This window comes from Rhodococcus sp. NPDC055112 (genome assembly GCF_053607505.1).
On record NZ_JBSGTR010000014.1, the window covers coordinates 21,582 to 33,452 of the forward strand.

11 protein-coding genes are annotated in these 11,871 nt (G+C 70.7%); 3 read left to right on the top strand and 8 right to left on the bottom strand.

Annotation, left to right across the window (positions count from 1 at the left end):
* Positions 1-18: 18 nt before the first annotated feature.
* The 8 genes from ACWFRB_RS09700 to ACWFRB_RS09735 form a co-directional block, all read right to left on the bottom strand.
* Positions 19-921 (bottom strand): DegV family protein, encoded by a 903-nt coding sequence (locus ACWFRB_RS09700; protein ID WP_452640584.1) that lies wholly within the window; start codon positions 919-921, stop codon positions 19-21.
* A 4-nt stretch (positions 922-925) separates the two neighbouring features.
* Positions 926-1,699: a diglucosylglycerate octanoyltransferase gene (octT, locus tag ACWFRB_RS09705; RefSeq protein ID WP_452640585.1), complete on the bottom strand. Its 774-nt coding sequence runs from the start codon at positions 1,697-1,699 to the stop codon at positions 926-928.
* A complete protein-coding gene (locus ACWFRB_RS09710) occupies positions 1,689-2,357 on the bottom strand; it encodes a histidine phosphatase family protein (protein WP_452640586.1) in 669 nt (222 codons plus the stop codon). The genes octT and ACWFRB_RS09710 overlap by 11 nt, the downstream gene beginning before the upstream one ends.
* Positions 2,354-2,788: a ribosome silencing factor gene (gene rsfS, locus ACWFRB_RS09715; protein ID WP_136910151.1), complete on the bottom strand. Its 435-nt coding sequence runs from the start codon at positions 2,786-2,788 to the stop codon at positions 2,354-2,356. Before rsfS ends, ACWFRB_RS09710 begins: the two co-directional genes overlap by 4 nt.
* Positions 2,788-3,462 carry a nicotinate-nucleotide adenylyltransferase gene (gene nadD / locus ACWFRB_RS09720; RefSeq protein ID WP_027499922.1) on the bottom strand — a complete coding sequence of 225 codons (675 nt, stop codon included), beginning with the start codon at positions 3,460-3,462 and terminating at the stop codon, positions 2,788-2,790. Before nadD ends, rsfS begins: the two co-directional genes overlap by 1 nt.
* Before the next feature lie 101 nt (positions 3,463-3,563).
* The gene (locus ACWFRB_RS09725; protein WP_452640588.1) at positions 3,564-5,006 is read right to left on the bottom strand and encodes a vWA domain-containing protein; all 1,443 of its coding nucleotides are present in this window, start codon (positions 5,004-5,006) and stop codon (positions 3,564-3,566) included.
* A 29-nt stretch (positions 5,007-5,035) separates the two neighbouring features.
* Positions 5,036-5,914, bottom strand: coding sequence for an AAA family ATPase (locus tag ACWFRB_RS09730; protein ID WP_452640589.1), 879 nt, complete (start codon positions 5,912-5,914; stop codon positions 5,036-5,038).
* A 48-nt stretch (positions 5,915-5,962) separates the two neighbouring features.
* On the bottom strand, positions 5,963-7,270 hold the full coding sequence (locus tag ACWFRB_RS09735; protein WP_452640590.1) for a glutamate-5-semialdehyde dehydrogenase: 1,308 nt from the start codon (positions 7,268-7,270) through the stop codon (positions 5,963-5,965).
* 71 nt (positions 7,271-7,341) lie between these two features.
* Here ACWFRB_RS09735 and ACWFRB_RS09740 point away from each other — a divergent pair, with 71 nt between their 5' ends.
* The 3 genes from ACWFRB_RS09740 to ACWFRB_RS09750 are packed head-to-tail and all read left to right on the top strand — an operon-like array spanning position 7,342 to position 11,776.
* Positions 7,342-8,736 carry an amino acid permease gene (locus ACWFRB_RS09740; protein ID WP_452640591.1) on the top strand — a complete coding sequence of 465 codons (1,395 nt, stop codon included), beginning with the start codon at positions 7,342-7,344 and terminating at the stop codon, positions 8,734-8,736.
* 30 nt (positions 8,737-8,766) lie between these two features.
* The gene (locus ACWFRB_RS09745) at positions 8,767-9,633 is read left to right on the top strand and encodes a ribokinase (protein ID WP_452640593.1); all 867 of its coding nucleotides are present in this window, start codon (positions 8,767-8,769) and stop codon (positions 9,631-9,633) included.
* Positions 9,634-9,667: 34 nt separating this feature from the next.
* The gene (locus ACWFRB_RS09750; protein ID WP_452640594.1) at positions 9,668-11,776 is read left to right on the top strand and encodes a RecQ family ATP-dependent DNA helicase; all 2,109 of its coding nucleotides are present in this window, start codon (positions 9,668-9,670) and stop codon (positions 11,774-11,776) included.
* Positions 11,777-11,871 lie beyond the last annotated feature (95 nt).

The following is an 11,871-nucleotide window of genomic DNA, read 5'->3' on the forward strand; positions in this document are numbered from 1 at the left end:
CCGGGGCAGCGCTGTGGATCAGTTCTCGGACTGGGGATGAACGCTGTCGCCCGGGCCCGCGGGCTCCGCCGACATGTTCTCGGCGTCCGCTCCGCCCGGACAGACCAGCACGCCGATGGCACCGGGGCCGACGTGCGTGCCGATCACCGCGCCGATCTCCGAGACCACCATCTCGCTGATCGAGGGGATCCGCTCCCGCAGCGCCTCCGCGACCTCCTCGGCCCGCTCCTGCGCCTGCAGATGATGCACGGCCACCGCTGCGGGGCCGTCCCCCGCGTACTCGGCCGCGCTCTCGACGATCTTGGCGAGCGCCTTGGTCGCGGTGCGTGTCTTCTCCCTGAGCACCAGCTTGCCGTCCACCAGGTGCAGCACCGGCTTCATGGCCAGCGCGGTGCCGAGCAACGCCGCGGCGGTGCCGATGCGGCCGCCCTTGCGCAGGTGATCGAGCCGATCGACCATGATGAGCAGCCGGCCCCGGTTCGCGACGTCCACGGCGCGCTCATAGACCGCCCGCAGATCGCCCCCCGCCTTCGCCACCCTGGCGGCGGCCAGCGCCGGGTAGCCCAATCCCATTGCCGTGGACTGTGAATCGACGATGCGGACGTTGCCGCCGAATCCCTCCGCGGCCTGCCGTCCCGCCTCCCATGTGCCGGAGAGCTGGCGCGAGATGTGCACGGCGAGCACGCCGTCGCCCGCGCTCTCGTCCAGTGCCCGCGAGTACGCCTCGGTCAGCTCGCCGGGCGACGCCCCCGACGTGGTGATCGTGGCGCCCTGCGGGAGCGGTTGAGGCATCTCGTCGACACCCTCCCTGACATCGCTGCCGCCGACGAGGACATGCAGGGGCACGACGCGAATCCCGTACCGCTGCGCCACTTCGGGAGCGATACAGGCCGAGGAATCGGTGACGACGACGACGGGCACAGCGTTACCGTATGCCCTCCAGCGGTTCCCGGCCGGGAACCGCCGCACGGATCGCGCTCAGCATGGCCGCGGCGACCCGCTCGTGCCCCTCCCAGCCCCAGTGGATGCCGTCCGGATTGCCGTGCTCCGAGAAGACGTTCTCGCGAACCGCCTCGGCGAGGTCGACGAGAGGCACGTTCTTCTCCGCACCCCACCGCTCGAGCGCGCGGACCGCACCGGGCCTGCCCGAGTGCACCTTGCCATAGGCCTCGCAGTCGTGGACGGACGGCAGGGTGCCGATCACCGGGAGCTCGGGGCGCATGTATTCCAATGCGCTCCTTGCACTCTCGAGATACTCGACGCTCAGTTTCGGGGGCAGCGCGACCGGCCAGCCGAGCGGCGACAGCCGCGGCTGCAGCCAGCCGTAGGCAGACCGGACCACGCGCCGCAGCGCGGGCGGCCGCACGTACCGGATCTGCTCACGCAGCGCGGTTGGCAGCGGCGAGGGCAGCGAATCCATGCCGCCGACGGCGAAGACGACGGCACCCGCGCGCGGCACGGTTGCCCACACCCGCGGGTCCTGGATCAGCGCCCAGTAGGCGTCTCGACTGGTCCAGCCGATTCGGGCGACCAGTTCGACGTCCCAACCGAGCTCGGCGGCAACGATGTTCGGCCAGATCCGTGGGTGGTCGGCGGCCAGCCCGCCCTTCGGACCGAAGTAGGACAGCGAATCGGCCAGCACCAACAGGACCGGGCGGCCAGGATCGACGGGCGGTTCGACCGCGAGCTCAGAGGACATCGCTGGCCACCGTCGCCGAGGCGTTCCACACGTCCAGGCGCCAGCTCGGCGCGTCCGGGTCCCCGTGGCCGCTCAGCTGCACCCAGCTGGTGTTGCCCAGTCCCCCGAACACCGCCCACCGGTCGACGGGCAGATCCAGCAGCGCCGCAGTGAGAGCGGCGATCAGCCCTCCGTGCGCCACCAGCACGATCGGTTCTTCGCCCCAGCTCTCCTGCCGGGCAACCAGTTCGGTCACCACCGGCGCGGCGCGCCTGGCCACGTCGATACGGCTCTCGCCGCCGGGAGGGGCCCACCGGGCGTCGGCGCGCCATGCCGTCCTGGCACCCGGGTCACGCTCGTCGACCTGGGTATGGGTCAGGCCCTGCCACTGGCCGAGATGTGTCTCGCGCAGCCGCTCGTCGAGTCCGATCTCGAGGCCGGCGTGCTCACCCAAGGCGGTGGCCGTGTCGCGGGCCCGCCGCAGGTCGGAGGAGACGATCGCGATCGGACGCCGATCGGCGAGCACCCTGGCCGCCGATTTCGCCTGGACCCGACCGAGTTCCGAGAGATCGGTGTCGAGCTGACCCTGCATCCGGTCGCCCGCGTTGTATTCGGTCTGGCCGTGCCGGAGCAGGATCAAGCGCCGGACGGACGGACCGGTGGTGGGGCTTTCGGTCACTGAGCGGACTCCGGGTAGTCGGGGGACTCCACGGCCTCGTCCTCGGGGGTGCCTGCGATCTTCGACCGCGGCTCGATGCCGTCGACCGGGACGACCGGGCAGTCCTTCCACAGCCGCTCGAGCGCGTAGAAGTTCCGCTCCTCGTCGTGCTGGACGTGGACGACCATGTCGACATAGTCGAGCAGCGCCCAGCGGCCCTCGCGGGTGCCCTCCTTGCGGACCGGCTTGTGACCGGCCTCGCGCAGCTTCTCCTCGACGTTGTCGACGATGGCGTTGACCTGACGCTCGTTCGCGGCCGACGCGATGACGAAGCAGTCGGTGATGACGAGCTGCTCGGAGACGTCGAGCACCACCACATCGCTCGCCAGTTTCTCGTCTGCTGCCAGCGCCGCGATTCGCGACATTTCAAGGGCTTCGGCGGATGCGCTCACTACGTGTTCTCCCGGTTCTGCGGATGGGTACTGATCTTGTGCGGTGCCGGTTGCGACACGGTGACGGCGCCGTCGAGGCGCTCGGAATCGTGCGGTCGGTACAGGTTGCGTTTCGAGATGTACTGCACGACCCCGTCCGGCACCAGGTACCAGACGGGACGGTTCTCTGCGGCACGGAGCCGGCACTCGGTCGAGGAGATCGCCAGGGCGGGGACCTCGATCAGCGTGACCGCGTCCTCCGGCAGGCCCTCCAGGTGTTCGGCCAGGTGCCCGACGCCGAGCTCGAAGCCCGGACGGCTCACGCCGACGAACTTCGCGAGCTCGAACAGTTCCTCCCAGTCCTGCCAAGACAGGATGCTCTCCAGCGCGTCGGCGCCGGTGATGAAGAACAGTTCGGCATCGGGATGCTGGCGGTGCAGATCGCGGAGTGTGTCCACGGTGTAGGTGGCCTTCTCGCGGTCCACGTCCACCCGGCTGACCGAGAAGCTCGGGTTCGAGGCCGTCGCGATCACGGTCATCAGGTAGCGGTCCTCGGCCGGACTGACAGTGCGTGCGGCCTTCTGCCACGGCTGCCCGGTCGGCACGAAGATGACCTCGTCGAGCGCGAACCGGTCCGCGACCTCGCTGGCCGCGACCAGGTGGCCGTGGTGGATCGGGTCGAACGTGCCGCCCATCACTCCCAGGCGACGCGGTCGCCGCCTGGGGGTTGTTCCTGGTTCCTGCTGCACGAGTGTCGAGCTTACTGGCTGCCTCGGCGCGGCCCGACCGTGCGCCGTCACACCGGGAGCAGACCCTCGACGACCGCGGCGAGCTGCTGCGCCGACCGGCACTCGTGCATGGTCACCGTGTCCGCATAGACGTAGGCGGCTGAGTCGCCGCTGCCCCACTGCCCGCGCGGCTCCGGGTTGAGCCAGTGCGTGTGCTTGGCGACCGCGGCGAGATGGGTGAGCGCGGCGACATTCGGGTCGCGGTAGTTGTTGCGCGCGTCGCCGAGGATCAGCAGAGAGCTCTTGCTGGTCAGACTGTGCGCGAAGCGTTCGGCGAAGACACCGAGCGCATTGCCGTAGTCGGAGTGGCCGTCGTAGGTGATCAGCTCGGCCTCGCGGATCATCCGCGACATCGCCGCGCCCAGGTCGGCGCCCGCGTCGAAGAAGCGGGTCACCTCGTCGGTGGTGTCGATGAACGCGAAGACCCGCACCCGGGAGAACTGCTCCCGCAGGGCGTGCACGAGCAGCAGCGTGAAATTGCTGAAGCCCGCCACCGAACCGGAGACGTCGCACAGGACCACCAGCTCCGGTCGGGCAGGCCGCGGCTTGCGCTGCACGAGGTCGATCGGCACCCCGCCGGTCGACATCGACTTGCGCAGCGTCTTGCGCAGGTCGATGGCGCCCGCCCTGCTGCGCTTGCGCCTGGCCACGAGCCGGCTCGCGAGTTTGCGCGCCAGTGGGCTCACGCTGCGTCGCAGCGCGACGAGCTCGGTGTCCGAGGCCCGCAGGAAGTCGACCTCCTCGGCGAGCCGGGGCACCCCGTAGGTCGCCACCCGGTCCTTGCCGAGTTGTTCGGCGGACCTGCGGCGCGTCTCCACCTCGACCATCTTGCGGAAGTCCGCGATCCGTTGCGCCGCGGTCCGGCGCGCGACCTCGGTGGCGTAGTCGCCGTCCGGGTGCTCACCGTCGACGCTGTTGCCGATCAGTCCGTCGAGGATCCGGGCGAGCAGCGTCTCCGGCGCCACGTCGCGCAGCGCCTGGTACGCGGAGAAGGAGGGCCCCTTGGACGACTCGTACTTGCCGAGCTCCTCGACGAGTTGCCCGGTGAGCAGCTCGGTCAACGCCAGCGACTCCGAGGATCCGTCGGCGAGCAGTCCGGCGATCAGCTCCCGCAGGGCGTCGAAGTCCACCTCGCCCTCGGGGGTGCGCGGGATCGACACCTCCGCGCCGCCGTCCGCGCGCAGGCCGACCCCGGCCGGGAACCAGAGGTCGAACAGGGCGTCGAAGGTCGCGCGGTGAGTGGGCCTGCGCAGGAGCGAACAGGCAAGGCCCTCACGCAGCGACTCGCGGTCGAGCAGGTCGAGCACCGCCATCACCCGACCGGCGTCGACGGTTTCCGAGGGCCCGACCGCGATCCCCCGCTTGCGCAGCGCCTCGACGAACTCGACGAGGTGGCCCGGCAGCCCGTGCGGCGACGCGAGGGCACCGGGCGTGTGGGGCGTTGCGGCCATGTCGGTTCCGTCCTCTCGGTTCGGACGAGCTAGTTCAGCCGGAGTTCGGCCGCGGCCCGCAGCTGATCGGACTGGTGCTTGAGGATGACGCCCATCGTGGCGCGGACCGCATCGTCGTCGAGCGTGTCCATGCCGAGCGCCAACAGCGTGCGACCCCAGTCGATGGTCTCGGCGACCGAGGGCAGCTTCTTGAGCTGCATGCCCCGCAACACCCTGATGGTCCGCACGAGCTGCTCTGCCACCGCCTCTGGCAGCTCGGGAACGCGGCTGGCGAGGATGCGGCGCTCGAGATCCGCGTCCGGGAAGTCGAGGTGCAGGAACAGGCAGCGGCGCTTGAGCGCCTCGGACAGCTCGCGGGTCGCGTTCGAGGTCAGCACCGCGAACGGCTTGCGGGTGGCGACGATGGTGCCCAGCTCGGGAACGGTCACCGCGAAGTCGCTGAGCACCTCGAGCAGCAGGCCCTCGATCTCGACGTCCGCCTTGTCGACCTCGTCGATCAGCAGCACGGTCGGGTCTTCCCGGCGAATCGCGGTGAGCAGCGGCCGCGGCAGCAGGAACTCCTCGGAGAACACGTCCTCCTTGGTCGAGTCCCAGTTGTCGCTGCCGGCCTGGATGCGCAGGATCTGCTTGGCGTGGTTCCACTCGTACAGCGCGCGGGACTCGTCGACACCCTCGTAGCACTGCAGGCGCACCAGTTCCGCGTCCGAGACCTGCGCGACGGCCCGGGCCAGCTCGGTCTTGCCGACGCCCGCGGGCCCCTCGATGAGCAGCGGCTTGCCGAGCCGGTCGGCGAGGAACACCGCAGTGGCGGTGGCCTTGTCGGAGAGGTACCCGGTCTCGGCGAGCCGGGTGATCACCTCATCGACGCTCGCGAAGATCGGCGGCGTCGTCGGAAGTGCGCGGTCCACACTCGCTCCTTGTGCTTGTCGGGTCGGTCTGTCCTGCGGGGCGGGCGACTACACCGGTCGGGTGTGCCCGTCGCCCCAGACGGTCCACTTGGTGGAGGTCAGCTCGGGCAGGCCCATCGGACCGCGAGCGTGCAGCTTCTGTGTGGAGATGCCGATCTCCGCGCCGAACCCGAACTGCTCGCCGTCGGTGAACGCGGTGGAGGCGTTGACCATCACGGCGGCCGCGTCGACCCGGGCGGTGAAATCGCGGGCCGCGGCCAGGTCCGCCGTCACGATGGCCTCGGTGTGACCGGTGCCGTAGCGGTTGATGTGGTCGATCGCGTCGTCGATCCCGTCGACCACCTTGAGTGCCACGTCGAGCGAGAGGTACTCCTCAGCCCAGTCGGCCTCGGTGGCGGGCACCTGTCCTGGCAGGTCGCCGTGGATGATCACGCCCTGCGACTGCAGCGCCTGGGTCACCGCGGGCAACGCGGTCTCCGCGATGGCCTTGTCGATGAGGACGGTCTCGGCGGTGTTGCACACGCTCGGGCGGCGGGTCTTGGAGTTCAGCACGATCTTGACGGCCATCGGGAGGTCGGCCGCGGCATGCACGTACACGTGGCAGTTGCCGACGCCCGTCTCGATCGTCGGCACGGTGGCGTCACGGACGACGGCGTTGATCAGACCCGCGCCGCCGCGTGGGATCACGACGTCGACCAGGCCGCGGGCCTGGATCAGGTGGGTCACGCTGGAGCGGTCCTCGCTGGAGAGCAACTGCACGGCGTCGGCGGGCAGGTCCTGCGCGGCGAGCGAGGCGCGCAGCACCTCGACGAGCGCGGCGTTGGAGTGCACGGCGGACGACGAGCCGCGCAGCAGCGCCGCGTTCCCGGACTTGAGCGCGAGACCGAACGCGTCGACGGTGACGTTGGGTCGGGCCTCGTACACCATGCCGATCACGCCGAGCGGCACCCGCACCTGACGGATCTCCAGGCCGTTGGGCAACGTCGCGCCGAGCACCACCTCGCCGACCGGATCCGCGAGCCCGGCGACCTGCCGCAGGCCCGCCGCGATGCCGCCGACGCGGTCGGCGGTCAGGCGCAGCCGGTCGAGCAGGCTCTCCTCGGTGCCGGTCGCCCTGGCGGCCTCGATGTCGAGGGCGTTGGCGGCGAGCACGGCGTCGGTGGCGGCGAGCACGGCATCGGCCGCCGCGTACAGGGCCGCGTTCTTCTGCGCGGTCGTCAGCTGGGCCAGCACCCGCGACGCCACACGGGCGTTGCGGGCAGCCTCGTGGACGGCCGCACGGGCCGGGTCCCCGCGCCCGTCGTCGTCGCCGTTGGCAGCGCCGTTCGTCTCCACCGTCTTGCTCACCGCGGTCATGAGTACAGGGTAACGACCGGTCCGGCGCATAATCGTTCAGCCCAAGTAGTTAACAGAGGAAATAAGCTCCCATGACCCAGTCCCACCTCGAGGTGCTCACCGAGGAACCGTCCGAGGGCTACAGCCGCGGACTCAGTTCCCGGACCATCCAGATGATCGCGCTCGGTGGCGCCATCGGAACCGGCCTGTTCTACGGCGCGGGCGGAGCGATCGAGGAAGCCGGGCCGTCGCTGATCCTGGCCTACCTCGCGGCGGGGCTGGTGATCTTCGTGATCATGCGCGCGCTCGGTGAGCTGCTCAGCTACCGCCCCGTCTCGGGCAGCTTCGGCGAGTACGCGGAGGAGTTCCTCGGCCGCTTCTTCGGGTTCGTCACCGGCTGGACGTACTGGGCGGTGTGGGTGGCCACCTGCATGGCCGAGATCACGGTGGCAGGCAAGTATGTCGAGTTCTGGTGGCCCGCCGTGCCGACCTGGCTGACGGCGCTGGTGGTGCTGGTCGGCCTGTTCGGCGCCAACCTGATCTCGGTCAAGCTGTTCGGCGAGGCCGAGTTCTGGTTCTCCGCCATCAAGATCACCGCGATCCTGGGCATGATCCTGATCGGCATCGGCGTGCTCACACTCGGCTTCGGTCACGCCACCAACCCGACGGTGACCAACCTGTGGGCGGACGGCGGGGTGTTCCCCAACGGGTTCGGGGCCGCGCTGATGAGCCTGCAGATCGTGATGTTCGCGTACGTGGGCGTCGAGCTGGTCGGCGTGACCGCGGGCGAGGCGAAGGACCCGAGGCCGACCCTGCGCAAGGCGATCAACACCCTGCCGTTCCGGATCGGCCTGTTCTACATCGGCTCGCTGGTGGTGATCCTCTCGGTGGCGAGCTGGCGCGATTTCCACGCGGGCATGAGCCCGTTCGTGGAGGTCCTGCAGCAGATCGGCATCCCCGCGGCGGCGGGCATCATGAATTTCGTGCTGCTGACGGCGGCGCTGTCCTCGTGCAACTCGGGCATCTATTCCACCGGCCGGATGCTGCGCAGCCTGTCGCAGCGCCACGAGGCCCCGGCCGCGCTCGGCGCGCTCAGCAAGCGATCGGTCCCGTTTGCGGGCATCACGCTGTCCGCGGGCGCGATGGTGATCGGCGTGATCGTCAACATCGTCTCCCCCGACCGCGCCTTCCTCTACATCACCTCGGTGTCCACGGTTGGCATCATCTTCGTCTGGGGCACCATCCTGGTCTGCCACCTCAAGTTCCGGGCGGCGGTCCGGGCAGGCCTGCTGCCTGCCGCGGAATACCGCCTGCCGGGGGCGCCGGTGACCAACTGGCTGGCCCTCGCCTTCCTGGCAATGGTCGTGGTGCTGCTCTTCTTCACCCCCACCGGCCGCACCGCGCTGGTCGTCGGCGTCGTGTTCGGGGCCGCCGTGTGCGGCGGATACGCGCTGCTGCGCGCGCGTGTCCCCGCCGACACGAACTGAGACCCCGCGGAACCCGGCTAGCCTCGGCCAATGTCCGCTCCCCGGATCACCGTCCTCGGCAGCATCAACATGGACCTGGTCACCACCACCCCGCGACTGCCCGCGCCCGGTGAGACCATCCTCGGCCACGGCTTCTCGACCGGACCGGGCGGCAAGGGCTCCAATCAGGCCGTCGCCGCGGCCCGTGCGGGCGCCGATGTGCGGTTCCTCGGTGCCGTCGGCGACGACGCCTTCGCGCCGGAACTGAGGGCCGCGCTGGTCGGCGCGGGGGTCGACGCCATCCTGCTGCGCGAGACCGAGGGGCCGAGCGGGGTCGCGGTCATCTCGGTCGACGACTCCGGCGAGAACTCCATCGTCGTGGTGAGCGGCGCCAACGCCGCCCTGCGCGAACCGACGGACGCCGAACTCGGCGCGATCGCCGACGCCGACCTCCTGCTGTGCCAGCTGGAGCTGCCGGTGGCCGCCGTCACCGCAGGCGCTCGGCACGCCAGGGCGAACGGGACCACCGTGATCCTCAACCCGTCGCCTGCGGCGCCACTCCCGGACGAGCTGATCGCGTGCGTGGACGTGCTCGTCGTCAATGAGACCGAGGCCGCGCAACTCGGCGCCGCGACCCTGGCACGGGTGCCCGATGTGGTCACCACGCTCGGCGCACGGGGCGCCACCCTGCGCGGTCCCGGTGGCGTGCAACTGCGCAGTGATCCGCCCGCCGTCGAGGTGGTGGACACCACCGGTGCAGGCGATGCCTTCGCCGGGACCCTCGCCGCGTCCTGGCACCTCGGGCGGGAGGTCGCGCTCGCTCGGGCCTGCGCCGCCGGAGCCCTCGCCACCACCAGGGCGGGGGCAGGCTCGGCGCCGACCCGCGCCGAGGTCGACGCCGCGCTCGGGCGGCAATGACCCCATGTCGTGGTCGTCGGGCACCATGGGAGCCATGACCACAGCCACCGAGCCCGCGACCCTCGATCTCCGTGCCGACGCCGAACGGTTGCTGCGCGAGCTCGCGGGCCCCGACGCCACGCTGCGTGAGGATCAGTGGACGGCGATCGAGGCGCTGGTGGTGCAGCGCAAGCGTGCGCTGGTGGTGCAGCGGACCGGCTGGGGCAAGTCCGCCGTGTACTTCATCTCCGCCAAGCTGCTGCGGGCGCGCGGACACGGGCCAACCGTGATCGTCTCCCCGCTGCTGGCCCTGATGCGAAATCAGGTGGCCTCCGCAGAGCGGGCAGGCGTCCGCGCCGCGACGATCAACTCCGGCAACGTCACCGAATGGGACGAGATCCACGCCGCCATCGCCGACGGGACCGTCGACGTGCTGCTGGTCAGCCCGGAGCGGCTGAACAATCCCGACTTCCGCGACCAGGTGCTGCCCTCGCTGGCCGCGGACGCCGGCCTGGTCGTGGTCGACGAGGCGCACTGCGTCTCCGACTGGGGCCACGACTTCCGTCCCGACTACCGGCGGATCCGCACCCTGATCGGTGAGCTGGGCGAGGGCATTCCCGTGCTGGCGACCACCGCGACCGCGAACGACCGGGTGGTGGCCGACGTGTCCGCACAGCTCGGCGTCGGCGGCTCCGAGACCCTGGTGCTGCGCGGCGGCCTCGAGCGGGAGTCGCTGCGGCTGTCGGTGGTACACATCGACGAGGCGAGCAAGCGCGCCGCCTGGCTCGGTCAGCAGCTGGACCGGCTGCCGGGGTCCGGCATCATCTACACCCTCACCGTGTCCGCGGCCCGCGACCTGGCCGGGCTGCTCTCCGAGCAGGGCCACGAGGTGGCCGCATACACAGGCCAGACCGACCCGGCCGAACGCGAGAGTCTCGAAGCGGACCTGCTCGAGAACCGGGTCAAGGCCCTGGTCGCGACGTCGGCGTTGGGCATGGGGTTCGACAAGCCCGACCTCGGGTTCGTTGTCCACCTCGGCGCACCCTCCTCCCCCATCTCCTACTACCAGCAGGTCGGCCGCGCGGGCCGCTCCACGGACCGGGCCGAGGTGGTGCTGCTGCCCGGGTTCGAGGACCGGCAGATCTGGAGCTATTTCGCCAGCATCGCGTTCCCCCATGAGCATCTGGTGCGCCGGGTGATCGAGGTGCTCGACGCCGAACGACCGCAGTCCACCCAGGCCCTCGAACCGCTGGTCGAACTCAGCCGGAACCGGCTGGAGATGGTGCTGAAGGTCCTGGACGTGGACGGCGCCGTCAAGCGGGTCCGCGGCGGCTGGATCAGCACCGGGCAGCCGTGGGAGTACGACGCAGAGCGATACGGCAGGCTCGAGCAGGCCCGCGAGTCCGAGCAGCAGGCGATGGTGGAATACCAGCGAACGTCCATGTGCCGCATGGAGTTCCTGCGCCGCCAGCTCGACGATCCGGGCCTGTCCGCCGACCCGCAGCCGTGCGGGCGCTGCGACAACTGCGCCGGCTCCGCCCACTCCGCGGAGGTGGACGAGGAGGCCATCGCGCGAGCGCGGGCGCGGCTGGACCGGCCCGGCGTCGACCTGGCCCCGCGCAAGCAGTGGCCGACCGGCCTCGCCAAGCTGGGCGTGCCGTTGTCCGGCAAGATCACCGACGGACCCGAGACGGGCCGGGTGCTCGGCCGCCTGTCCGACCTCGGCTGGGGCCAGCGGCTGCGCACGCTGTTCGACGAGCCCGACGGCCCGGTGCCGGACGCGATCGTCGACGCATGCGTCAAGGTGCTCGCCGCCTGGGACTGGCAGCAGCGACCGACGGCGGTGATGGCCCTCGAGTCGGCGACCCGCCCCCAGTTGATCTCCTCGCTCGCCGACCGGCTCGCGCAGGTCGGGCGGCTCCGCAACCTGGGCACCCTCACCAGGAACCCCGAGCGTCCGCCGGTGTCCGCGGCCAATTCCGCCTACCGCGTCGCGGGGCTGACGGGGGCTTGGCTGGCCCCGGATCTCGGCGGCGCCGACGGCCCGATCCTGCTGCTCGACGACCTCGCCGACACCGGCTGGACGCTCACGATGGCGGCCCGCGAACTCCGCATGGCCGGCGCTCCGGCCGTCCTGCCGTTTGCCCTGGCGAGCGTCAGCTGACCCCCGCCGTGTGACCAGCCTCACACTGTCACGCTCACCAGTGCGGGAGCCGGGTCAGGGCATGCGTAATCGCCCGGGGTAGCTGTAATCCGTTG